Annotated in this window: 8 protein-coding genes; 3 read left to right on the forward strand and 5 right to left on the reverse strand. The window is 61.9% G+C overall.

Annotated elements, in window-relative coordinates; genetic code table 11:
• Nucleotides 1-57: 57 nt before the first annotated feature.
• Complete coding sequence (locus tag AB3G88_RS11140; RefSeq protein WP_480454022.1) at nucleotides 58-14,949, reverse strand: non-ribosomal peptide synthase/polyketide synthase; 14,892 nt, start codon at nucleotides 14,947-14,949, stop codon at nucleotides 58-60.
• Nucleotides 14,950-15,081: 132 nt separating this feature from the next.
• Nucleotides 15,082-16,731: a cyclic peptide export ABC transporter gene (locus tag AB3G88_RS11145; RefSeq protein WP_158879325.1), complete on the reverse strand. Its 1,650-nt coding sequence runs from the start codon at nucleotides 16,729-16,731 to the stop codon at nucleotides 15,082-15,084.
• A gap of 430 nt (nucleotides 16,732-17,161) precedes the next feature.
• Between AB3G88_RS11145 and AB3G88_RS11150 the strand changes: the two genes are divergently transcribed.
• Nucleotides 17,162-19,654 (forward strand): TonB-dependent siderophore receptor, encoded by a 2,493-nt coding sequence (locus AB3G88_RS11150; RefSeq protein WP_480454024.1) that lies wholly within the window; start codon nucleotides 17,162-17,164, stop codon nucleotides 19,652-19,654.
• Between the two features lie 108 nt (nucleotides 19,655-19,762).
• Here the strand turns inward: AB3G88_RS11150 and pvdO are convergent, their stop codons facing one another.
• From pvdO to pvdM, 3 genes are read right to left on the reverse strand one after another with little or no spacing between them, the layout of a single operon-like run.
• Complete coding sequence (gene pvdO, locus AB3G88_RS11155) at nucleotides 19,763-20,635, reverse strand: dihydropyoverdine dehydrogenase (protein ID WP_480454026.1); 873 nt, start codon at nucleotides 20,633-20,635, stop codon at nucleotides 19,763-19,765.
• A gap of 32 nt (nucleotides 20,636-20,667) precedes the next feature.
• On the reverse strand, nucleotides 20,668-21,936 hold the full coding sequence (gene pvdN, locus AB3G88_RS11160) for a pyoverdine-tailoring periplasmic protein PvdN (RefSeq protein ID WP_158879328.1): 1,269 nt from the start codon (nucleotides 21,934-21,936) through the stop codon (nucleotides 20,668-20,670).
• A gap of 18 nt (nucleotides 21,937-21,954) precedes the next feature.
• Nucleotides 21,955-23,298: a pyoverdine-tailoring dipeptidase-like protein PvdM gene (gene pvdM, locus AB3G88_RS11165; RefSeq protein WP_112194881.1), complete on the reverse strand. Its 1,344-nt coding sequence runs from the start codon at nucleotides 23,296-23,298 to the stop codon at nucleotides 21,955-21,957.
• Between the two features lie 143 nt (nucleotides 23,299-23,441).
• On the opposite strand from pvdM, the gene pvdP reads away from it, so the two are divergent.
• Together pvdP and tssB are read left to right on the forward strand one after the other, a co-directional pair.
• Nucleotides 23,442-25,070, forward strand: coding sequence for a pyoverdine maturation tyrosinase PvdP (gene pvdP, locus AB3G88_RS11170; protein WP_099584237.1), 1,629 nt, complete (start codon nucleotides 23,442-23,444; stop codon nucleotides 25,068-25,070).
• A gap of 543 nt (nucleotides 25,071-25,613) precedes the next feature.
• Nucleotides 25,614-26,117: a type VI secretion system contractile sheath small subunit gene (gene tssB / locus AB3G88_RS11175; protein ID WP_099584246.1), complete on the forward strand. Its 504-nt coding sequence runs from the start codon at nucleotides 25,614-25,616 to the stop codon at nucleotides 26,115-26,117.
• The last annotated feature ends 33 nt before the right edge of the window (nucleotides 26,118-26,150 follow it).

Below are 26,150 nucleotides of genomic sequence, written 5' to 3' on the forward strand. Positions count from 1 at the left end.
TGTTCCTTGTGAAATAGGCTGAAGCGCCGCCCCTGACCATCAGGGGCGGCGACGGTTTCAACTGGCTACGGGTTGCAGCGCCAGGTGCTGCAACAGACCCTGAAGCAGGGTCGGGTGGTTGAGAATGTCGTAGTGGCCGGCGGCGATCTGTTCGTTGCTCCGGGCGCTGGCCATGTTCGATGCAGGCTGGCCGGCAATCGCCTTGGCCCACCAGCAATGGGCCTGCGCCCGGGTGGGCGGCAAGCCGTCCAGGCGCGTGGACAACGCCTTGAGTTTCATCGCTACCTGGAAGGTGTGAGCCAGCTCCTCGGTGCTGATTGCGGCGTACGCCGAACGGGCGGCAGCACCTGCCTGGACCTGCGCGATCAGCTGCTCCAGCGCCGCGCTGTCCGTCGTCGCCCCGATCTCAAAGGTTGGCAACTCCTCGGCCGAGAGGCCGAACAGTACCGCGAGGAACCCGCGCAGGTCCTCGCTCCAGTCGTCACTCAAGACGTCCTCGCCAGTGGGTACAAAACTGTCCACCAGGCCGAGAAACTCCACGCGTTGGCCCTGGCTTTCCAGCTCCTGGGCCACCAGCACCGCAAGGGTGCCACCCAGCGACCAGCCCATCAGGTGGTAAGGGCCGCTGGCTTGCTGCTGGCGGATGTACTGGCTGTAATCGATGGCCATGGACGCCAGCGAATCATCGTTCCACTGACGGTCCAGCAGCATGCGACATTGCAGGCCGTAGACGCTGCGCTGTCCATCCAGGCGACGGGCCAGGGGCTCGTAGTCGAACACAGTGCCAAAACCGGCATGCAGGCAGAACAGCGGCGCGCTGAGCGTTGTTTCACTGTTGAGCAGCACCAGCGGATTAAGGCTCGCATCGTCTTCGGCAAACCCGGACAACTCGGCGATGGTGGGCTTGCCGATCATGTCCCGCAGTTTCAGCTCGATGCCGATATCCGGTTGGCTGCGCACCTTCGACAGCACCTTGAGAATGCGCAGCGAGTCGCCGCCCAATTCGAAGAAGTTGTCGGTGACGCCCACGCTCTCCAGTTCCAGCACCTCCTGCCAGATCGCCGCCAGTTGTGCCTCCAACGAATTGCGCGGTGCAACGAAGACGCGGCCCTTGAAATCCGGGTCAGGCAGGGCCAGGCGGTCCAGCTTGCCGTTGGGGTTGAGTGGGAAAGCTGGGAGCGCGAGGATTTGCGCCGGCACCATGTAGTCGGGCAGTTCCACCTGCAAAGCCGCTCGCAGGCGTTCGCCCAGCCCGGCCGAAGCGTCGGCTACCACGTAACCGATCAGTTGCTTGCCGCCGGCGGTATCGCGGGCGACCACCACGGCGTCTTGCACATCGGGGATCTCGCGCAGGCGTGACTCAATTTCTCCCAGCTCGATCCGGAAACCGCGGATCTTCACCTGGTTGTCCAGGCGGCCAAGGTAGTCGATCACGCCGTCGGTGCGCTGGCGCACCAGATCCCCGGTGCGATACAGGCGTGTGCCGTCGGCAGCGAACGGGTCAACCACAAACCGTTCGGCGCTCAGGCCGGGCCGCTGGTGATACCCACGGGCGACGCCTTCGCCGCCGATGTACAGCTCGCCCGCCACACCATCGGGCAGGGGGTTGAGGTGTTCGTCCAGCACATACAGGGTACGTTCACCGATGCGGGTGCCGATCGGCGCGTACACCGCGTCGCAGCGTTCATCGACACTCACTTTCCACAGCAGCGGGGTCACCACGGTTTCGGTGGGGCCGTACCCGTTGGTCAGGTACTGCGGCTTGAGCACGCGCTTGACCAACTCGAAGTTGGCCTCTGCCACCGCGTCGCCGCCGAAGCAGTAAATGCGCACGGGCGGTGGTGCATCGGTTTGGCTGTCGCCGTACTCGGCCAGCTGTTGCAGATACGCCGGAGGGAAGCACGCGATGCTGATGCTGTGCGCGTGCAGCGCCTGCCAGGTTTCTTCCGGTGTCCACAGCTGGTTACCCCTGACGACCAGGCATCCGCCGCTTTGCAGCGTCGATAGCCAACGCTCTTGGGCACCGTCGAAGGCGAACGACATGAACAGCAATTCACGGGTGCTGCTGTCCATCTCGTAACGCTCGGCGATGGCCTGGCAATGCATGCGGATTTGCCCGTGGGCCACGGCCACCCCCTTGGGCTTGCCGGTGGAGCCCGAGGTGTAAATCAGATAGGCCAGGTTATGGTCGTGCACCTGGGTTGCCGGGCACGTCGCCGGCCAGTCCGACAGCGGCAGGCGATCCAGCTCGATAAGGGTCGCCTCGCCCAGGCCGTCGAAGCGCGACCGCAGCGAGTGCTGGCTGATCAGTACGCTCATGGCAGAGTCTTCGACGATCCACTGCACGCGGTCCTGTGGGTAGTCGATGTCCAGCGGCACGTAGGCGGCGCCGGTTTTCATGACGCCATAGAACGCGACAATGACGTCCACCGAGCGCTCCAGAGCGACGCCGACGAACATCTCCGGGCCAATGCCCTGGGCCATGAGGCAGTGGGCCAGGCGGTTGGCCCGCGCATCCAGTTCGCCGTAGCTCAACGCGATACCGTCGCACACGATCGCCACTGCGTCTGGCCGCTCCAGTGCGTGTTGCCGGATCACCTGTGCCAGGTGCGCGCGTGGCGCCTTGGCTGGGTTCAGGTGGTTGCGTTGCAGCAACAATTGCTGTTCGGGGCCTGCCAGCATGTTGAGGCTGCCGACGTTGGCCTGGGCGTTGTTCAGCAGTTCCAGCAGCAGGGTTTCAAAGCTGCGCAGGATTTGTGCGGTGGCGGCCTCGGTAAAGCGGTTGCGCAGGTACAGGAACTCGATCTTCAGGGTGTCGCCGAGGTTGATCGCTAGGTCCATGGCAAAGTTGGTCACATCGCGGCTGCTGACGTCGCCGAAGCTCAGGTGTTCCTGCCCGGCTTCCTGCAGACGCTCGTCCACCGGATAGTTTTCAAACACCAGAATGCTGTCAAACAGCGGCTGGCCACCTTGGCCCGACCAGCGTTGTACATCCGCCAGGGACGCATGCTCGTGGTCGCGCACTTCCAGGTTATAGGCCTGCAACGCTTGCAGCCATAGGGCGACGGGCATATGCGGTTGCGGGGTCTGGATAATGGGCAACGTGTTGATAAACAGCCCGAGCATGTCCTCTGAGCCTGGCAGGCTGGCCGGACGACCCGCGACCGTCGCGCCGAAGCACACGGTGTCCTGGCCGGTATAGCGCTGCAACAGCAGTAACCAAGTGGCCTGGATCAGCGTGTTCGGCGTGACGCGCAGGCGTTGGGCCTGCTCACGCAAGTGTGCGGTTTGCCGCGTATCCCAATTCAGATACAGCGCCGCGTGGCCTTCCAACTCCATGGCCGGCTTGGGCGACAGGCTGTTGGCGAGGGACGAGGTGCCGTTCAAGTCCTGGAGCTTGGTTTTCCAGAACTGCTCCAGTACCGCTTGGGATTGATCTTGCAGCCAGCGGATGTAATCGCGGTAATGCCCGCGTTTGGGCGGTGCGGCCTGGCCGTTGTAGATCGCGAAGACTTCACCCAACAGCCGCGAGTTGGACCAGCCGTCCATGAGGATGTGGTGGCTGGTCCAGATCAGGTAGTGCGTCTGCGCGTCGAGCTGTACCAGGGTCAGGCGTGCGAGCGGTGCACGCAGAAGTTCGAAGCCACGGGCGCAATCCTGGCTCGCGAGTACTTCCAGGTCCTGGGCGCTGACGTCCCGTTGCTGCCAGTCGAGGACGTCGACCGGCATCTTCGCCGCGCGGTAGACCACTTGCAGCGGTTCGGTCAGTTGGTTGTCAGCCCAGAACCCGGTACGCAGGATTTCATGGCGCTCAATCACGGCGTTCCAGGCGGCGGTGAACCGCGCAACGTCCAGCCCGGTGACCGAGACGGCCATCTGGTTCACGTACAGTGCGCTTTCCGGTGCTTCCAGTGTGTGGAACAGCATGCCCTGTTGCATCGCCGACAACGGGTAGAGGTCTTCGAGCTGTGGCAACGGCACCGGCAGGCGGTCCAGTTGCGCCTGGCTGATACGCGCCAGCGCAAAGTCGGACGGCGTGACCCCCATGTTGGCGGTGTCGCAGCAGTGCTCGATCAGGGCCAGCAACTCGCGCTTGAGGTCATCGGCCAGGTGCGCAATGGTCGCCTCGTCGAACATCTCACGGCTGAATTGCCAGCCCAGGGTCAGTTCATCGCCGTATACCTGGCCATTGAGGCTCAGCCAGTTGCCCAGTGGCGCATCCGGCGCCTGCTCACGGCCGCTGCCTTCGACGGCGGGGGCCAGCAACGAGCCCTGTTTGGCATCGAAGCTGCCATCGAACTGGCCCAGGTAGTTGAAGGTGATGCGTGGCGCCGGCAAGGCGCCGAGGCTGGCCCGTGCCTGCGGCGTGCCGAGGTAGCGCAGGGCGCCATAGCCCAAGCCTTTGTCGGGAATTGCCCGCAACTGTTCCTTGATCTGCTTGATGGAGTCGCCAAGGGTGCCGGCCGGTACCAGCTTGACCGGGAACAGGCTGGTGAACCAACCCACCGTGCGAGTCAGGTCGATGTCATCGAACAGGTCTTCGCGGCCATGGCCTTCCAGCTCCACCAGGCAATGCGCGGCGCCGGTCCAGCGGCTGATGACACGCGCCAGGGCCGTCAGCAGCAGGTCGTTGATCTGCGTGCGATAGGCCTTGGGCGCCTGTTGCAGCAACTGTCTGGTCTGCCGGGCGTCGAGGTGGGTATGCAGGGTGTGGCTGTAGCGATTGTCCAGGCTGCCATGGGGGCGTTCGCAGGGCAGATCGGGCGTGTCGGTATCGAGTTGCGCCAGCCAGTAGTGCAATTCGTCCTGGGCGGTCGGGTGTTGCGCACGGTGTTGCAGGCGCTCGGCCCAGGCCTTGACCGAACTGGTGCGGGCCGGCAATTGCACCGATTGCTGGTTGCTGACCTGTTGATAGGCGTTTTGCAGGTCTTCAAAGAGAATCCGCCAGGACACGCCATCCACTGCCAGGTGGTGAATCACCAACAGCAGGCGCTGGCTGCCGTCGGCCACGTGGATCAATACGGCGCGGATCAGCGGGCCATGTTGCAGGTCGAGGCTGGCCTGGGCTTGATCGCACAGGTCCGGCAGTTGCTCGACGCTGGCGTCTACCTGTTGCAACTGCCAGTCGGCCATTGGCCGGTACTGGGCGCTCCAGTCGCCAGCGTGTTGCTCAAAGCTCAAACGCAGGGCGTCGTGGTGCTCAATCACTGCGAGCAACGCCTGTTGCAGTGCCTCGGCCACCAGCGGCTGGGCAGGTTGGAGCAGTACCGACTGGTTCCAGTGATGGCGCTCTGGGATCGCCGTTTCAAAAAATGCCTGGTGAATCGGCAGCAACGTGAGCGGGCCCGTGGCTGGGCCCTGGTCGATTACGTGGGCACTTGCGCCCATACGGGCCACGCTGGCCAGGCCTTGCACGGTCTGGTGCTGGAACAGTTCCTTGGGTGTAAAGCCGATGCCCTGCTGGCGGGCGCGGCTGACCACCTGGATGGAAATGATGGAATCACCGCCCAGTTCGAAGAAATTGTCGTTCAGGCCAACGCGTTCCAGTTTCAGCACGTCTTGCCAGATCGCGGCGATCTGCTGTTCCAGCGGGCTGTGTGGGGCCACGTAGGTTTTTTGCAGCAGGTTCGCATCGGGTTTCGGCAGGGCCTTGCGGTCCAGTTTGCCGTTGGGGCTCAGGGGCAGTTGATCGAGGAAGATCAACTGGGCAGGCACCATGTAGTCGGGCAGGTGTTCGCCCAGGCGTTGCTTGATGTGGCTGCGCAGTTCATCTGCGTCACCGGCTTCGCTGGGCACGGCGTAGGCGACTAACTGGCCGTCGGCCGCAATCACCACGGCTTCGCGTACGCAGTCCAGTTCCATCAGGCGGGTTTCGATCTCGCCCAGCTCAATGCGCAGGCCACGGATTTTTACCTGGTGGTCGATACGGCCCCGGTATTCGATGACGCCGTCGGGACGGTAGCTGGCCAGGTCACCGGTGCGATACAGGCGTTGGCCGTCACCGAACGGGCTGGTCATGAAGCGCTCGGCGGTAAGGGCAGGGCGGCGGTGGTAACCCCGGGCCAGGCCTTCGCCGCCCAGGTACAGCTCGCCGATGACACCGGCCGGCACCGGTTGCAGCTCGGCATCGAGGATGTAGGTGGTGAGGTTGGCGATCGGCTGGCCAATCGGCACGCTGGCCTTGCCTTCTTCGCGGCAGGTCCAGTGGGTCACGTCGATGGCGGCTTCGGTAGGGCCGTAAAGGTTGAACAACCCGGCGTTCGGCAACTTGGCGAACACCTGTTGCTGGGCGTCCACGGGCAAGGCTTCGCCGCTGCACACGATGCGTGTCAGGCGGGTGCACTGGGCGACGTTCTCGTCCAGCAGGAACACCTGCAGCATCGACGGCACGAAGTGCAGGGTCGTGACCTGGTAACGCTGAATCAGGCTGACCAGGATCGCCGGATCGCGATGGTCGCCAGGCCCGGCAACGGCCAAACGGGCGCCGGTCATCAGCGGCCAGAAGAACTCCCACACCGACACGTCGAAGCTGAACGGGGTCTTTTGCAGCACGGTGTCGTCGGCGGTCAAGGCATAGGCCTGCTGCATCCAGCACAGCCGGTTGGTCAGGGCCGCATGCCGGTTGCCGGCGCCTTTGGGCTTGCCGGTGGAACCTGAGGTGTAGATGACGTAGGCGAGGTTTTCGCCGTCAACGGCGACTTGCGGGTTGGTGTCGGCATAGCCGCTGACGTCCAGTTGATCGAGGGCCAGCACCGGCAGTGCGGCCGGGATCGGCAACTGCGTGAGCAGGTGTTGCTGGGTCAGCAGCAGGCCAATACCGCTGTCTTCGATCATGTAGCTCAGGCGGTCTTGCGGGTATTCGGGGTCCAGCGGCACATAGGCGCCGCCGGCCTTGAGCACGGCGAGCAGGCCGATGACCATCTCCAGGCTGCGCTCGGTGGCAATGCCCACCAGTGCATCTGGGCCGACGCCCAGTTCCATCAGCTTGTGGGCAAGTTGGTTGGCGCGCTGGTTGAGCTGGCGATAGCTCAGTTGATGGTCGCCGAACACCAATGCCGGCGCATCGGGCGTGGCGGCCACTTGGGCTTCGATCAATTGCTGGACGCTGTGGTCGAGCGGGTAGTGGGTGGTGGTGGCGTTCCATGCTCTGACGATCTGCTGCTGCTCGGCGTGGTCCAGCATCGGCAGGTCGGCAACCCGCTGTTGTGGGTCGGCAATGAGGCTTTGCAGCAAGTGCAGCCAATGCCGCCCAAGGCGCTCGATGGTGGTGGCGTTGAACAGGTCGGTGGCGTAGGTGAGTGTTGCGCTCAAGCCCTCGGCCGATTCGCTGGTGCTGAGGGTCAGGTCAAATTGCGAGGTGCTGCCTTCCCAGTCCAATCCCTCGACCTGCAACGCCAAAGGCAGTGACGGGCGTTCGGTGGCGCTGGGTTTGTCGGCACTCTGGTGGTTGAACATCACCTGGAACAGCGGGTTATGGCTGAGGCTGCGCTCCGGTTGCAAGGCCTCCACCAGTTGCTCGAACGGCAGGTCCTGATGCGCCTGGGCATCCAGTGCATGTTGCTTGACCTGTTGCAGCAGAGCCTCGACCCGCAGGTGCGAGCTGAACTCGGCTTTCATGACTTGGGTGTTCACGAAGAAGCCGATCAGCCCCTCGGTTTCGACCCGGTTGCGGTTGGCAATCGGCACACCGACGCGAATATCGTTCTGGCCGCTGTAGCGGTGCAACAGCGTCTGGAAAGACGCCAGCAACAGCATGAACGGCGTCACACCCAGGCGATGGGCAAAGGCGTGCACTGCATCGCCCAGGCCAGGCGTGAGGGTAAGTGACAGGTGGGCACCCCGGTAGCTTTGTTCAGCCGGGCGCGGGCGATCTGTCGGCAACTCCAATACGCTGTTTTCGCCGGCCAACTGGGCGGTCCAGTAGGCCAGTTGACGTTCGCGCTCGCCGGCTTGCATCCATTGCCGTTGCCAGGCGGCATAATCGGCGTACTGGATGGGCAACGGCGCCAGCGAGTGAGGCTGCCCAGCCTGGGCGGCGCCATACAGGCTGATCAGTTCCTCCACCATCAACTGCACCGACCAGCCATCGGAAACGATGTGGTGCTGGGTAAGTACCAGTACATGTTCATCGTCCGCCAGGCGCAGCAGCCTGACTCGCAGCAGCGGGCCGTTTTGCAGGTCGAACAGTTGCCGGGTTTCGTGCTCCACAAACGTCTTGATCGTGGCGTCGTCCGGTGTGCCGCTCAGCGTCTCGACCACCAGCGCCAGCGGCGCATGGTCGGCGATGATTTGGCGCGGTTGTTCGTTTTCCACCACGAAGGTGGTGCGCAGTGCCTCGTGACGGGCGATCAGTTGATTGAACGCTTGCTCCAGCGCCGCGACATCCAGCGCGCCTTTGAGGCGCAGTGCGGCCGGCAAGTGGTACGCGGCGCTATGCGGGTCCAATTGCCAGAGGAACCACTGGCGCTCCTGCGCGTAGGACAGGGGCAGCGATTGAGTGCGTTCGACGGGCACCAGTGGCAGCTCATGCTGCCGTGCGCGACCGTCCAGGCCGGCGACGAAATCCCCGAGCACGCTGCGTTCGAACAGGCTGCGCAGGGCGACATCCAGCCCCAGGGCCTGACGCACCCTGGAAATGATCTGCGTCGCCAGCAACGAATGGCCGCCGAGTGCGAAGAAGTCATCCGTGAGGCCCACCTGCTCAAGGTTGAGCACGCTTTGCCAGATTCCGGCGACCTGGGTTTCCAGGGCCGTTCGCGGCGCCACATAGTGGTTTTGCTGTTGGCTGGCATCCGGCTTGGGCAGCGCTTTACGGTCCAGCTTGCCGTTCGGGCTCAGGGGCAGCACATCAAGGAACATCAGGAAGCCCGGCACCATGTAGTCAGGCAGCACGGCGGCCAACGCGGCCTTGATCGACTGACGCAGCTCTGCGTGCTGCAAGGCCGTGGCATGGGGCACCACATAACCCACCAACTGCAAGCCGCTGGCTGCCGGTTGGGCGAGGACGATGGCGTCTCGCACCACGTCTTGCTCCAGCAGTCGGGCCTCGATTTCGCCCAACTCGATACGGAAACCGCGAATCTTCACCTGATGGTCGATCCGGCCGACATATTCGATCACCCCCTCGGGGGTGTAGCGCGCAAGGTCGCCGGTGCGGTACAAGCGGCCGCCGCCTTGGCTGAACGGGTCGGGCATGAAGCGCTCGGCCGTCAGGTCCGGGCGATTGAAATAACCGCGTGCCAGCAACTCGCCGCCGATCATCAGTTCGCCCACCACGCCAATCGGCGCCGGGGCACCGCTGTCGTCCAGCAGGTAAATGCTGCGCCCGGCCAGAACCTTGCCGATGGGCATGGTCAGTGGCGTCGGGCGGGCGCCGGTTACGTAGTCGGTGCAATCGAGGGCAGTAACCGTGACCGTGGCTTCAGTAGGGCCATAGGTGTTGAGCAATTTGACGTGGCCAAGGCCGGCCTGGCTCCACGCGGCGAGGCCTTCCGGCGGCATGGCTTCACCACCGGCGTGCACTTGCTTGAGTCGCCCGTAATCCCGTGGACCCGCCGCGGCAAAATCCTTGGCCAGCAGGTTCCAGTAGGCCGTGGTCAGGTCGACCACACTGATCTGGTGCTTGAGCAGTGCGCGGTAGAACGTCTCGGTGTCCCAGATTTCAGTGCCGCGCAGCACCACCGACGCGCCGCAGATCAGTGCCGGGTACAACTGCTCGACGAAACCGTCGAAGTTGAAGGTGGAAAACTGCAGGATGCGGTCGCCGCCATTGAGATTGAAAAACCCCAGCGACACATAGGCATGGCGAGTCAGCGAGGACTGGTTGATGCCCACGCCTTTTGGCCGGCCCGTGGAACCGGAGGTGAACATCACATACGCAAGGTTATCGGCATGGGCGCGATTGGCCAGGTTGCTATCGTCCAGATCGGCCCAGGCTTGGTTCTGGTCCAGGCACAGGTGCGCCACATCGGCAGGAATCTTCAGGCGTTCGCGCAAGTGGCCCTGGGTCAGCATCAGTTGCGTGCCGCTGTCTTCGATCATGCACAGCAACCGATCCTGCGGGTATTCCGGGTCCAGGGGCACGTAGGCGCCGCCGGCCTTGAGCACCGCCAGCAAGCCGATGATCATGTCCAGGCCGCGCTCCACGGCAATCCCCACCAGCACGTCGGGCCCGACGCCCAGGCTCACCAGATGGCGGGCCAGGCGATTGGCCTGGGCGTTGAGTTCGGCGTAACTCAGCTGGCGGTCTTCGAAGAGCAAGGCCGGGGCTGATGGTTGCTTCGCCACCTGGGCTTCAAACAACTGATGGACCCGTTGTTCACTTGGGTATTCGAGGGTGGCACTGCTCCAGTCATGGAGCATCAGGTGCCGTTCTTCACGCCCAAGCATGTCCAGTTCACCCAGGCGTTGCTGCGGGTTACGGACGATGGCCTGCAACAGGTTTTGCCAATGCCCTGCCAGACGCTGGACGGTTGGGGCTTCAAACAGGTCGATGGCATAGGTGAGGGTGGCCAGCAGATCGTCGGCGGACTCGGTGGTATCCAGCGAGAGGTCGAACTGGGTGCTGGGCAACGTGCCTTCCAAGACTTCAAGGCTCAGGCCGGGCAAGCTGACGCTGTGTTGGGGCTGCACGCTGGCATGGTTGTACATCACCTGGAACAGCGGGCTATGGCTGAGGCTGCGCTCCGGTTGCAGGGCTTCCACCAGTTGCTCGAAGGGCAGGTCCTGGTGAGCCTGGGCCTGCAAGGCATGGTGTTTGACCTGTTGCAGCACGTCGACAAACCGCGCCTGGCCGTCGAGTTCTGTACGCAATACCTGGGTGTTGACGAAAAACCCGATCAGCCCTTCGGTTTCCACGCGGTTGCGGTTGGCAATCGGCACACCGACACGGATGTCGGTTTGCCCGCTGTAGCGATGCAACAGGGTTTGGAACGAGGCCAGCAAAAGCATGAACAACGTCACGCCTTGCTGCTGGGCCAATTGCTTGAGCGACTGATTCAACGGGTGGCCCAGCGCCAGTTCCAGTTGGGCGCCGCGGTAGCTCTGCTCGGACGGCCGGGTATGGTCGGCGGGCAGTTCCAATACCGTCTGCTCGCCACCCAACTGTTCGGTCCAGTAGGCCAGTTGGCGCTCGCGCTCTCCAGCTTCCATCCACTGACGCTGCCACACGCCATAGTCGGCGTACTGCACAGGCAGGTCGGGCAGGCTGGCGGGTTGCTGCTGGCTGAAACCTGCGTACAGGGCAATCAGCTCCTGGATCATCACGTTGATCGACCAGCCATCGGAGACAATATGGTGCTGGGTGAGGATCAGGACGTGATCGTCATCCGCCAGTTTCAGCAGTTTTACCCTGAGCAGCGGGCCGTGCTGCAAGTCGAACAGCTGCTGGATTTCGTGTTCCACACACGCCTGGATCACTTGCTCGTCTGCGCCCGGCCGTGACTCGACGGTGATTGCCAGCGGGGCGTGGGCGGCGATCCGTTGCACGGTACGCTCGCCGTCCTGGGCGAACGAAGTGCGCAGGCTTTCATGGCGCTCGATCAGGTGGTCAAAGCTGCGCTGCAGTGCCTGGGTGTCCAGATGGCCTTGCAGGCGCAGGGCCGCCGGGATGTGGTACGCGGTGCTTTGAGGGTCCAGTTGCCAGAGGAACCACTGGCGTTCCTGGGCATACGACAGGCGCAGTGGCTGATCGCGTGCGACCCGTACCAAGGGCGGCTCATGGCGGGCCGGTTCTTGCTCCAGGGTGGCCACGAACGCCTGCAAGGTGCTGCACTCGAACAGGTTGCGCAGGGGCACATCGGTGTTCAGGGCATGCCGCACTCGGGAGACGACCTGGGTGGCCAGCAGTGAATGACCGCCCAGCTCAAAGAAGTCATCGTGCAGGCCGACGGTTTCACGCTTGAGCACGTCTTGCCAGATCGCGGCGATCTGCTGTTCCAGCGGGCTGTGTGGGGCCACGTAGGTTTTTTGCAGCAGGTTCGCATCGGGTTTCGGCAGGGCCTTGCGGTCCAGTTTGCCGTTGGGGCTCAGGGGCAGTTGATCGAGGAAGATCAACTGGGCAGGCACCATGTAGTCGGGCAGGTGTTCGCCCAGGCGTTGCTTGATGTGGCTGCGCAGTTCATCTGCGTCACCGGCTTCGCTGGGCACGGCGTAGGCGACTAACTGGCCGTCGGCCGCAATCACCACGGCTTCGCGTACGCAGTCCAGTTCCATCAGGCGGGTTTCGATCTCGCCCAGCTCAATGCGCAGGCCACGGATTTTTACCTGGTGGTCGATACGGCCCCGGTATTCGATGACGCCGTCGGGACGGTAGCTGGCCAGGTCACCGGTGCGATACAGGCGTTGGCCGTCACCGAACGGGCTGGTCATGAAGCGCTCGGCGGTAAGGGCAGGGCGGCGGTGGTAACCCCGGGCCAGGCCTTCGCCGCCCAGGTACAGCTCGCCGATGACACCGGCCGGCACCGGTTGCAGCTCGGCATCGAGGATGTAGGTGGTGAGGTTGGCGATCGGCTGGCCAATCGGCACGCTGGCCTTGCCTTCTTCGCGGCAGGTCCAGTGGGTCACGTCGATGGCGGCTTCGGTAGGGCCGTAAAGGTTGAACAACCCGGCGTTCGGCAACTTGGCGAACACCTGTTGCTGGGCGTCCACGGGCAAGGCTTCGCCGCTGCACACGATGCGTGTCAGGCGGGTGCACTGGGCGACGTTCTCGTCCAGCAGGAACACCTGCAGCATCGACGGCACGAAGTGCAGGGTCGTGACCTGGTAACGCTGAATCAGGCTGACCAGGATCGCCGGATCGCGATGGTCGCCAGGCCCGGCAACGGCCAAACGGGCGCCGGTCATCAGCGGCCAGAAGAACTCCCACACCGACACGTCGAAGCTGAACGGGGTCTTTTGCAGCACGGTGTCGTCGGCGGTCAAGGCATAGGCCTGCTGCATCCAGCACAGCCGGTTGGTCAGGGCCGCATGCCGGTTGCCGGCGCCTTTGGGCTTGCCGGTGGAACCTGAGGTGTAGATGACGTAGGCGAGGTTTTCGCCGTCAACGGCGACTTGCGGGTTGGTGTCGGCATAGCCGCTGACGTCCAGTTGATCGAGGGCCAGCACCGGCAGTGCGGCCGGGATCGGCAACTGCGTGAGCAGGTGTTGCTGGGTCAGCAGCAGGCCAATACCGCTGTCTTCGATCATGTAGCTCAGGCGGTCTTGCGGGTATTCGGGGTCCAGCGGCACATAGGCGCCGCCGGCCTTGAGCACGGCGAGCAGGCCGATGACCATCTCCAGGCTGCGCTCGGTGGCAATGCCCACCAGTGCATCTGGGCCGACGCCCAGTTCCATCAGCTTGTGGGCAAGTTGGTTGGCGCGCTGGTTGAGCTGGCGATAGCTCAGTTGATGGTCGCCGAACACCAATGCCGGCGCATCGGGCGTGGCGGCCACTTGGGCTTCGATCAATTGCTGGACGCTGTGGTCGAGCGGGTAGTGGGTGGTGGTGGCGTTCCATGCTCTGACGATCTGCTGCTGCTCGGCGTGGTCCAGCATCGGCAGGTCGGCAACCCGCTGTTGTGGGTCGGCAATGAGGCTGTGCAGCAAGCGCAGCCAGTGGCGTCCCAGGCGTTCAATCGTCGCCGCGCCAAACAATGCGGTGCTGTACTCGATGCTCGCGGTGATGTGCTGTGGCGCGTAGTCCACGTCCATCGACAGGTCGAACTTGGCCTCATGTTGCGCCACCGGCAGGAACGCCAGGCTCAACTCACCCAGCTTCAGCGCGCCGGTTTGTTCCTGGCTCACACGCCAGTTGAACAGGGTCTGGAACAGCGGATTGGCCTGTGTGCTGCGTTGCAGTTGCAGGTGCTCAATGATCAGTTCAATCGGGTAGTCGGCATGTTCCATGGCCGCCCGCGATTGCTGGCGCAACGCTTGGAGAAACTCGCCTGTGGTCAGGTCGTCGGTGAGTTGCGTGCGGTAGATCTGGCTGCTGACGAAGAACCCCACCAGGTCCTGGGTCTCGCTCTGATTGCGGCCTGCATTTGGCACGCCGACAGTGAAGTCCTGCTGGCCGCTGTAGCGGCTGAGCAGCAGTTGCCAAGTGCCCAGCAGCACGATAAACGGCGTCACCTCCTGTTGCTGGCAGAAGCCTTGCAACTGTTGGCTCAGGGCTGAGGGCACTGACAGCTGGAGATTGCCGGCGCGGTGCTGTTGGCCGGCATTGCGGGGGAACTCGGTAGGCAGGTCCAGCGTGGGAATCTCGCGTCCCAGGTAATCCGTCCAATACTCGGCGGCGCGCTGTTGTTCAGGCGTGTTCGGGTAATCCTCGCGCTGCCAGCGGGCGTAGTCGGCGTACTGGATGGCAGGTCGCGCCAACGGCGTCGTGTCGCCCTGGCAGGCGCGTTGGTAAGCCTGGATCAGGTCGTGCATCAGGATCGGGTTGGACCAGGCGTCCGAGGCGATGTGGTGCATGTTCAACAGCAGGATGTGGTCATCGCGCTCAAGTTTGATCAGGGTGGCGCGAATCAGCGGCGCACGCGCCAGGTCAAACGGTGCACCGGCCTCGGCGGCCAGGCGCTCCGTGACGGCGGCGGTACGCGCGTGTGGTGCCAGGCCGGACAGGTCCTCTTCGCGCAAGTGGATGCGGGCTTGCGGGTCGAGCACTTGCCGGGGTTCATCATCAACGGTGTGGAATGCGGTTTTCAGCACGTCGTGCCGGTCGATGACCTGTTGCAAGGCTGCGCCGAGCGCCGGTGTATCCAGCGGGCCGCGCAGGTGCAGTGCGTTGGGCAGGTTGTAGGCGCTGCTGTCGGGCGAGAGCTGTTGCAGGAACCACAGGCGTTGTTGGGCGAAGGACAGGGGAGTGGGGCCGCGATGGGGGGAAGCCTTGATGGAATGCTCTGAACCGACGTCGTCGGCCATCAACAAAGCCAGCAAGTCGTCGTCGGGGAGTTGATTCAGTGGGTTCATGTTTGGTCTCGTCGCCATCGGCTGCGTAAATATGCGTTGTCAGAAAGACGAAGCGTGGCCGACGAGATTTAGGTGTGACGTGGGACTTGGCGGGCAAGCGGCGAGCGGCAGGGCGCTCGCCGGAGGGTGAGGTCAGGCGAAAGCTTTTTCGGTGATGACGCGCCCGGCTTCCATGCGCACCAATTGGTCGGCGATATCGAAATAACGATCATCGTGGGAGATCACGATGATGGTCTTGCCCAGGCGCTTGAGGTCCGGCAGCAGCTCTGTGTAGAACACGCGGCGGAAGGTCGGGTCCTGGTCGGCGGCCCATTCGTCGAAGACCAGCACTGGACGCTCGTCGAGCCAGGCGTTGATCAGCGCCAGGCGCTTGCGCTGCCCGGTGGAGAGGTCGGTGGTGGTGAACGCCCCATCGCGAATGCTGACCTTGTGCGCGATTTCCATGCGCTCCAGGTACTGGTTGGCGTCGTCCGGCAGGGCCTTGTCGCTTTGCACCAGTTCGTCGAACAGGTAGTAGTCGGCAAAAATGGTGGTGAACATCTGCCGGTAATCGTCCAGGCCGTGGGCATCCACCGTTGTGCCGTTGAGGCGGATCTCACCTTGCTGCGGGGTATACAGGCCCAGCAGCAACTTGATCAGGGTGGTCTTGCCGCAGCCGTTTTCACCGACGATAAACAGGATTTCCCCAGGCTCGATGGTCAGGTTCACCGGGCCCAGCTTGAAGGGCGCGCTGCCTTCCACGGGCGGGAACGCGTACTGCACGTCGCGCAACTCCAGATGCTTCATGGGTGGCGTGCGGCTCTCATCGGCGTCGAGCAGCAAGTGTGGTTCCGGCGACGAGAAGCGTTCGGACAGGTCGGCAATGCGGCGGAAGGCGATCTGTGCGCGGCTGATAATCGGCAGGTTGGCGATCAGGTTCTCCAGCGGGCCTTTCATGTAGAGCAGTACCAGGACAAAGCCGCTCATCATCGCCGGGTTGTTGCTGGGCCAGAACGATTGCAGGGTCAGCGCCAGGCCGATGACCACGAAGAACAGCATCGAACCCAGGCTTTTGGCGATCACGAAAATATTGATCGAGCGCACGTGGGTGTCGCAGATGTGGTCGGCGGTGGCCTGGATGTTGCGGGTCAGCATGGCGTGGCGGCGCTTGCGGTGGATCCGCAGTTCCTTGGCGCCCTCGGCGATGGCCGAGTAGTGTTTTTGCAGGTTGTCTTCCGCTTCCCGCGCCGCGTAGAAGCCTTTGATGCCTTTGCTTTGCGCGATGAACTGGATGGCTGAGCCAATGCCGATGGCCAGCAGGGTCATGATGAAGATCGGCAGCGAGAGGCTCGCCAGGTAGCCCAGGCAGCCGAGGATAACGGTGATGGAAATGGCCAGCGGGGCAAAGGCGAAGGCGAAGTCGCTGATGGTGTCGACGTCGTGGGTCAGTACCGGAATAAGGCGATGGCTGCGGTAGCGTTCGATCTGTTCGATCGGTGCTGACAGTACCTTGGCGCCGAGGTCCTTGCGCAGCCTGGCAATGACTTTTTGCCCGACGAAGTTGCTGCCGATGTCGGCGGCAATGCTGCTGAGCAGGGCGAGCAGGCACAGGCCGGCGAAGGCCAGGACCACGGCGGTGGTGAGGCCGGACTCGCTGTGCAGGCCCTGGTTGACCGTGGCAAGCAGGGCCGTGACGCTCACGCCTCCGAGGATGCCGAACAGAATCGACAGGATGACGGTGTAGCGATACGGCTTGAGCAGGCTCAAGAGTTCACTGAGGGCGCTACGCGGTTTTGCAGTCATGAAACTACCTCGGTCGCGACGTGGCTACGTGCTAAGGGCGAGTGGAGGCCCGGCGATCCATTTGATCGCTCGCGGGCTTTTGTAGGAGACGTTTCGACTGCGGCGCGATTTAGCCTTATTGCGTTGAGCGCGGGGCCTAAATTTGTCCTGCCGTCCCACGTTATAGCTTGATGCGGCCGCGTTCTTCGGTCGGCACCCGTAGGCCGGTACGCCGTTCCTCTCCCGTGGACGCTTTCATTTCGATGAGCTGGCGCGCCCGAGCATTAATAGTCCTCGCGGTTGTTGGTCGAGTGCGTTTGGAGGCGCGGTGAAAAATAAGCAGGTAAATGAGTCTGGTTTTCATTACCTGAACCGTCTTATTAACCAGAGGCGCTCAAAGACGCCACTATTTCTGCCAATCACACGCCTCACTGTTCAAGGATTGCTGTCGATGCCTTATTTCCTTTGGTTGTCTACGCCCAAGCATTACGCGCTGAAGAAATTGCCGCAGACCGTGCGTCTGATGATGCTGGGTGCCGCGCTGGCTGTGCCAGCTGCTGCCACATTGATGCCGAGCGCTGCATTTGCCCAGAGTGAAGCGGGCAAGGTTGCCTTCGCGATCCCGGCCGGTAAATTGTCGGATGCGCTGATGGCATTCGGCTCGTCTGCCGGCGTATCGATTTCCTACGATCCGGCGCTCGCCAGCCAGCGCTCCACCCCAGGGCTGAGAGGGCAGTTCGGCGTGGATGAAGGCCTGTCTCGACTGTTGTCGGGCAGTGGCTTGCAGGCCAGTCGCGAAGCGAACGGCAACTACATCGTGATGACGCCCACCAGCGGTTCTGCGCTGAACCTTGGGGCAACCACCATCAGTGCCGAGGGGCTTGGGGCGACGACCGAAAATACCGGTTCGTACACTACAGGGGCCACCAGCACGGCAACCAAGCTCCCTTTGTCGTTGCGTGAAACGCCTCAGTCGGTCAGCGTGATTACCCGCCAGTTGATGGATGATCAGCATCTTTCGACGCTCAACGAAGTCCTGGCCTTCACGCCGGGCATCAGCATCAACCATCGCGACAGCGAGCGTTATTCTTTCTATTCCCGTGGCTTCTCAATCCAGAACTTCCAGTACGACGGCATTCCGTCGCAAGTGGCCAACGAGTCCCAGCAGTACACCGGCCCACTGTCTGACATGGCGATTTATGACCGCGTTGAAGTGGTGCGCGGCGCGACCGGCCTGATGAGCGGTGCAGGCACTCCGTCTGCCACCATCAACCTGGTGCGCAAGCGTCCGACCAAAGACTTCCAAGGCTACGTTTCCGGTGAAGCGGGTGCGTGGGACCGTTACCGCTCCGAGGTGGACGTGTCCGGCCCGTTGACGGAAACCGGCAACGTACGCGGGCGGTTTGTCGCGGCTTATCAGAAGCAGAACTCGTTCATTGATTGGTACAAGCAAGAAAAACGCGTGATGTACGGGGCGTTGGACATCGACTTGAGCGACGACACCACGTTACGCACCAGCCTCGATTACCAGAACAACAACGCTGATGGCACGACATACGGGCATATCCCGTTGTTCTACAACACGGGTAAGCAGACTAACTTCTCTCGTTCGTTCAACCCTGCCAGCCGTTGGGCATTCCAGGACAACACCAGTTACAACTTCAGCACCATGCTGGATCACAAGCTGGGTAATGACTGGAGTTGGAAAACCGCCTACAGCCACCAATACAGTTATCGCAAAGGGGAAGGTGCTTCTGCCAGTAATGGCGCGCCCGACCCAGTGACAGGCGTCGGCGCGAACGCCTACATCAGCCGCCTGGATAGCTATCAGACGCAAGACACCCTGGATACCTTTGCCACCGGGCCGTTCACTTTGGGCGGGCGTGAGCATGAGTTGGTAGTCGGTGCCAGCACCTCGCGCACGCACCTGAACTTCCCTGACTACGTCAGCACCGGAGCCGATGGGGACTTCGCAGCGGTGGATAATATTTTCGCCTGGGATGGTCGCCAATTCGCCAGGCCGAAGTTCGCAGAAAATGGTGGAACGGTTACGACCCTGCAGCAATCCGGGATTTACAGTGCGGTACGTCTAAAGCCATTCGATCCATTGACCGTGATTCTTGGCACCCGTGTTAGCTGGTGGGATCAGGAAGATCGCGTAACGAGCATTTCGAATCAGACCAAAGCCACTGACAAAACTCGAAAAACCGGGGTTGTCACTCCCTATGCAGGGATTGTCTACGAGCTGAATGACACGTACTCGGCATATGCCAGCTATACCAACATCTTCTTGCCGCAGACGTTCTATAAGACGGTTGATAACAAGTCTCTTGAGCCGTTGCAGGGCGATAACTATGAGATTGGACTCAAGGGTGAGTTCTTCAACGGTGCGTTGAACGCCAGCATTGCGGTGTTTGACGTAGAACAGAAGAACAGCCCTGAGGAAGTCGCCAATCCGAACTCCAACAAGGCGGCCTATAAAGCGATCAGCGGTACCAGTACGCGCGGTGTTGAGACCGAGATCTCGGGCGAGTTGACCACTGGTTGGAACGTATTTGGTGGCTACACCTATCGTGAGTCGCACGACAAGAACGGTGAGCGTGTCCAGACCAACCAGCCTTCCAATCTCCTCAAACTCGGCACTACCTACCGCTTGCAGGGTGACCTGGAGCGTTTGACCATCGGCGGCAATGTGACCTGGCAGAGCAAGATGTACGCCGAGGGGCAAATTCCACAATATACCGGCCCTACCTACAAGGCGACGCAGGATCCGTTTGCAGTGGTGGGCCTGTTGGCGAACTACAAAGTGGATGAGCACTTGACCGTTGGTCTGAATGTAAACAACCTGTTCGATAAGAAATATTACGACGGTATTGGCACATTCGCGTCGGGCTCTTACGGCGAACCGCGCAACGCAATGATCAACGCCAAGTACGCCTTCTGATTCACTGACCCACCGGAAGCGGGCGCTCGCGCCAGCTTCCTCCAGACATAAAAAAACCGCCTGGCACATGCCAGGCGGTTTTTTTTATGCCGATTTCAGCGTGCGTTATCAGAGATCACGCACCACCCTGAAACCGATCCAGTCCCCCCGCGTCTGCGGGTAGATGGTGTTGCGGTTGCCCGAGCGCGAAAACACGGGTGCTTCGCCCCAGTCATTGCCGCGAATCTGATAGGACTCGCAGTTCGGCTCCACCCAGGCGCTACCGTCAGTCGGGGCACCGATGTAGTTGGTGTGTTCGCAGTCCGCGACGCGCTCGTAGACGTTGCCGTGCATGTCGTACATGCCGAACGCGTTCGGCGGATAGCTGCCCACGGGCGAGGAGTAACTGTAGCCGTCTGCCGGTCCATAGGTATTGGCGTGCTGGGCGATGCTGTAGCCCTTGCCTTCATCGAAGGGGAACGGGAACGGCCCGGTGGAGCCGGCGCGGGCAGCGTATTCACGTTGGGCTTCGCTGACCATGTGGTACTTCTGGCCGGTCTTTTTCGACAGCCAGGCGACGTAGGCTTTGATGTCGTCCATGTCCATGCACACCGCCGGCTGGCGCGGGCCTTGCGGGTAACGCGGCTTGCTGGCGATGCATTCGCGGCCCGGGCGTTCGTCGCCGTTGGCGATCTTCACACCGCTCTGGCGCACATAGCTGTCCCATTCACCGGCGGTGACGTGGAAGCGGCTCATGGCGAACGGTTTGGCGAAGGTCACGTCATGCATCGGGCCTTCATCCGGCTCGCGTCCGACTTCATCTTCAGGCGTTCCCATGGCGAAGGTGCCGGCGGGCAGTACGACCATTTCCGGGCAGTCCTTGCAGTCCTTGAACACCTTGCCCGGTTGTGGCGCGGCGGCCTGGGCCAGGCCCGGCAGCATTGCGCTGCACAGGGCCATCAGCGCCAGGGCGCTCAAGGGTTTGGGTCGGAATGGAATCATGTGGGCATCTCGTTCAAAGGGAAAAGTAAGCGTCACACCCGCTGGCGCAGCAGGGTCATGAACCGCTGGATTTCGTCGGCGTTGTTAAGCAGACCGGGCGAGGTGCGGATCACGGGGCCGACATCACGCTCCACTGCATCGATCACCACGCGGTGTTTCATCATATGGGCCACCACCGCGTCGCTGTCCTGGCCCTTGACCCGGAAGAAGGTGAAGCCAGCGGACAGCTCGGTGCTGCGCGGGGTGACCAGTTCGACTTGGGGTTGTGCCAGCAACTGGTCTTTCAATTCGGTATTCAGCGCATGGATGCGCGCCTGCACGTGCGCCTTGCCCAACTGCAAGTGCAGCTTGAAGGCCTCGTCCGCCGCCCAGCGATGCTCGAAGGCGTGGTAACCGCCCGGCGTCATGCTGGTGGCGAAATCCTTGTCCTCGGAGAAGGTCGGCACCATGGGTGTCACGTATTTGTTCTCGGGGTCGCGGGCGCACACCAGGCCGGTGCCGCGTGGGCCGAACATCCATTTATGGGTGCCGGCGATGAAGAAGTCGCAGTGCATGTCGGGAAAATCGAGGTTTTCCACGCCGAAGCCGTGCACGCCGTCCACCACATAGAGGAGGCGGTCCTGCTCGTCGCGGTCGCGGTTGTGCTCGTCCACCCACTTGCCGATTTCGCCGATGGGCAGCTTCACGCCGCTGCCGGACTGCACCCAGGTCATCCCCAGCACGCGGGTGTTGGGCCGGATGGCGCGCTGGATATTGCCCAGCACTTCGTCGGCGGACACTTGGTTGGCATTGTCGAACAGCGTGATCCGACGGACCTGGGTGCCTTGCTTGAGGACGCGATAATCCAGCACGTTCTGGGTAGCGTAATGCTCGTGAACGGTGGTCAGGATTTCCTGGTCGGGCCGCACCTTGATCCCGCCATAAATCATCGCCAGCCCTTCGGAGGTGCTGCCAGTCAGGGCGATCTGCGGGGGTGTGGCCTTCAGGTAGTGACCGGCCCATTCGCGCACCTGGCCTTCGCGCTTCCAGGTTTCCTGCAGGTCCCAGTCCATGGCCAGCCCTGGGTTGCGGTCGATCTGCGCACGGTAGCGCTCGATGGCCTCGCGTACCGGCTTGGGGTGCGAGGCCACCAGGAAATTGGAGAAATGCAGGTAATCCGGGTCCTGGTTGAACAGTTGCTTGAATCCCGTCCATGGGTCTTGCGTGGGGGCTGCCTGTGCGTGAGGCAGGATGGCAGCGCCAAGCGGCAGGCTGGCGGCAAATACCCCGGCCTGCTTGAGAAACGTACGGCGGTCGGTCATGGACAGGCTTCCAGGTGGTTAGCGGTTGGCCAATGGCTTGGCGGATTTTTGTACCTGGTCCCACACCCGCAGGAAGTTGCCTCCCCACAGCTTGGCGATATCGGCTTCGGAGTAGCCGCGCTGGATCAGCTCGGCGGTGACGTTGCGGATTTCGCCCACGTTGTTCCAGCCGTCGATGCCGCCGCCGTCGTTGAAGTCCGAAGACAGGCCGACATGGTCGATACCGATCTTGCGCACGGTGTAGTCGATCGCGTTGCCGAGGTCCTTGAGGGTGGCCTTGGGTTCTTCTTCGAGGATGCCGTACAGCGCGCTGGCGTACTCGCCGAACCGCTGCTCGGGCCAAGCCGCGATGATGGGGTCGCCGGGCATCAGTGCCATGGCCAGGTTCGGCAGGGGCGGCAGGTCGAAGCGGGCGCGCAGAGCGTTGAGCTTGTCCTGGGTCGGCTGGCTCAGCGGGCGCAGGTAGGCGGAGAAGGCCACGATCTGCACCACGCCGCCGCTGTGCTTGATCAGCTGCAACTCCTTGTCGCTGAGGTTGCGCGGAATATCCACCGATGCTCGCGGTGCCGAGTGAGAAGCCACCATCGGCGTACGGCTCAGCTGTGCCACCTGCTCCAGGGCCTTGGTGGACATCTGCGACACATCAATGATCACACCCAGGTCGTTGAGGCGATGCACAGCTTGCTTGCCAATGTCCGACAGGCCGTCCAGGGCATCCGGGCTGTCATTGAAAAACGGCAGCGGGCGCGAGGAGTCCGACCAGGCGTTATTGCCCACATAACTGAAGCCGAACATGCGCATGCCGCGCGCGGCCCACAGGTCCAGTTGGTTCAGGTCGTTGCCCAGAGGGTAGGCGTTGAGCATGCTCATAAAGATCGCAAACTTGCCCTCGCCATGCAGGCGCCGGAAGTCATCCGGGGTGTAGGCAATGGCAACCTGGTTGGGGAAGTCGCGCACCATGGCGCTGATGATCTTGTAGCGCACTTCCTGTTCATGGCGTGCCGCTTCTACGAACCCTTCGGTGGGCTTGTGTGGTGCGTTGGGGCCGTTCCAGATCTCTGGCCAGCCGAAGATGGTCAACGCGGCGCCGGACAAGCGGCCACGACTGGCCTTGACCAGGTCGAATTGATCACTGCCGTCCTTGTCCGCTTCCTTGCCGGCGGTGCCGAAATCCACCGGCACGGTGATATGGCTGTCGAATGACAGCAGGCGGTCCTGCATTTCATTGGCCTGCTTGATCACCTCCAGCGGGTAGCCGGCATTGCCCCTGAACCAATGATCCCAGGCCAGCAAGCCAGCGCCGACCGCCAGGGCCAGGGGCAGGCCGATGTACAGCGCCTTTTTCGAACGTGATTTTGTCATTGCCATCTCAGTCAGTTGAGGCCTTCGCTATCAGGGAGGAACGAGCAATGCGCGGGGAAATTTAGGCGGGCGAGGCGGCAGCGGTAAATTTCCCCTGTCAGCAAACGTTCTAGCTCTGATCAAGCCGTTTCCTAAGGTAAACAATGACCATCTCTCGACGTGGGTTCATCGCAGGCCTCGCGCTCACCGGCGCCGCTGTGCCGGCCGCCTTCTATGCCCATCGCGAGTGGACGCGTGAAGAATTCCCCATCACCCCCGGCGAAGCCACGGTGGATCTGGCTGACACTGCCGGCCAACACTTGGCCAATACCTTGCGCGGTGTCTGGAGCCTGCGCCTGGAAGGCCGCGATGCGGGCCTCAAGGGCCTGCCGCTGCAAGGTCTGGAGCTGCTGCTCGACATCGCACCCCGTGGCCGAGGCCTGCGCGGCTACCTGGACACTGCTGCGAACCTGCGTGCCGAAGGCGAACCACGTTATCGCGTATTGGGCGATTTGCTGACGGGCGAGGGCGCCTTGCTCTACTGGCGCCTGATCGACCGCGACGCGGCCGATGGCCGGCCCGCCTATGAATTCAAGATGACCCTCGATGAAGTCTGGGCCGACTTCGGCAACGCCGGCAGCGGCACCCTCAGCGGGCAGATCCTCGACCTTGATCGCCCCTTGGCGCTGACTGAGCGCGACAACCGTTTTATCGCCCACAAACAACTGTTTCCCGAAGCCCGCCAGCGCATTGGCCATAACCCGACGCTGCTCGCGTGGCTGATTGCCCCCGAACACCGCCTGTTCCACCAGTTGTGGCACGCTACGCGCGACCAATGGCACAAACTCTCCGAAGAAAAGCGCGACGCCCTGCGCGGCATCGGCTGGCAACCCGGGCCCCGTGGCCAGGAGCGCGATGCCCGTGGCAAACGCAAAGACCGCAACGGCTCGGGTATCGACTTCTTCTTCATGCACCGGCACATGCTCGGCACCGCCCGTGCCATGCAGGACTTGCCCTCGTGGCCCGCCTTCCCCGAGCCGCAACCGGCGCTGGAACGTGATCGCCTGGGCTTTGTGCGCTACTTCGACAACCACGATGGCTTCGCGCTGCCGCCCACCTGGTCAGCCCCGGACGACAGCGAATACACCCAGTGGGTCAGCGACATCAAGTCCGAAGAGACCTACCACAGCAACTTCCAGGTCTGGGAGTCCCAATACCGCGACCCACGTTACCTGGCCAAATTCACGCTTGGGCAGTTGGGCTCGCAAATGGAACTGGGCCTGCACGACTGGCTGCACATGCGCTGGGCCTCGGTGCCCCGCGACCCCTCCAATGGCGCGCCAGTACCCTTTGCCCGTGACCCAGCAGACTTTGCCGCACGCTGGTATGCCGCTGAAAACGACTTCCTTGGCGACCCGTTTTCCTCCCACGTAAACCCGGTGTTCTGGCACTTCCACGGCTGGATCGACGACCGCATCGAAGACTGGTTCCGCGCCCACGAGCGCTTCAATCCAGGCGAAGTCAGCCGGCTGGAGGTCAACGGCGTGGCTTGGTTCGCACCCGGCCGCTGGGTCGAAGTCGGCGATCCGTGGCTCGGCCCGGACACCCATGGCTGCAGCACCACACCGGGCTTGCAGATGGGCAAGTCGATGGAAATGGACCCGGAGACCATGAAGCTCGCGTTGAGGATTACGTTTGGCGCTGATGACGATGCGCTCAAAGGCTTGTTCAAGCGGGTGCCGAAGCGGCCTTGGTATGCGCGGCATTTGAAGGTGAAGGCGCGGGAGGTGTGACTGCGCACGCGTAAATTTCAATTTTTACGATATTGACCAGCGGTGGCGGGCAGTACTCTGCACCTGCCGCCGCTTCCGCTTCGGTGTCTGCTTGACGGTACGGAAGTGTTTCCTCCTGATTGGGCGGTTTAACTGTTCCTCCTTGATTGCCTCTTACGTTATAAACACAGCGCCTATAACTGTAAGAGAGTGTCCGCTTTTTGTTATTTTAATAAAACTTCCTACAGTGATTGCCTACAAATAGTTTGAAGCTCTGACGGATCTTTCTTGTGTTCGTAGTTAAATATTAAACGTTGATTGCGAGAGGGCCGATCTGGGCAATTTGTGGGAAGTTTCCGCAAAGCGCCTCGGAAAGCTCTTGCCCGTGATTTGGGGGTGGTAAATATAAAAGGCAATACTTCATTCTAAATAGAAGGAGTTTGCCAGCGGCCGGGTAGTGCGTTGGCTTTTCCAGTAAGGAATCCATTTTCTCTCTATGGATTTCGGTCTTTATTTTTTCAATGGCTAACTGCGCTGTTGAAAAGGCGACTTACGGATGGAGTTATGACTTTAAGCAGCTTTCAAAATGAAGTACCCAAAGCCAGGATCAATATCAAGCTTGACCTGCATACCGGTGGTGCGCAGAAGAAGATTGAACTGCCACTTAAACTGATGCTGATGGGTGACTACAGCAACGGCCAGGAGCAACGTCCGCTGTCAGAGCGAGGCAAGGTCAACATCAATAAAAACAACCTCGACAGCGTCTTGGCGGACTTCTCGCCCAGCCTGAAGCTCGCCGTTCCCGATACGTTGAGCGACGAGGCATCTGATACGTCTGTCGAACTGAACTTTCACTGTATGAAGGACTTTGAGCCCGAGCAAGTAGCGAGGCAGATTCCGCAACTACGGGCCTTGTTGGCTATGCGCAACCTGTTGCGCGATCTCAAATCGAACTTGCTGGATAACGTGACCTTTCGCCACGAGTTAGAGCGTATTCTCAAAGATGACGCGCTCAGTGATGAACTAAGGACGGAGCTGGCTGCCTTGGCGCCTGTGGAAGATCGTTGATTTAATTCATGCTTTTTAAAGGGAAGTGCCGTT

The organism is Pseudomonas arvensis (assembly GCF_056688935.1).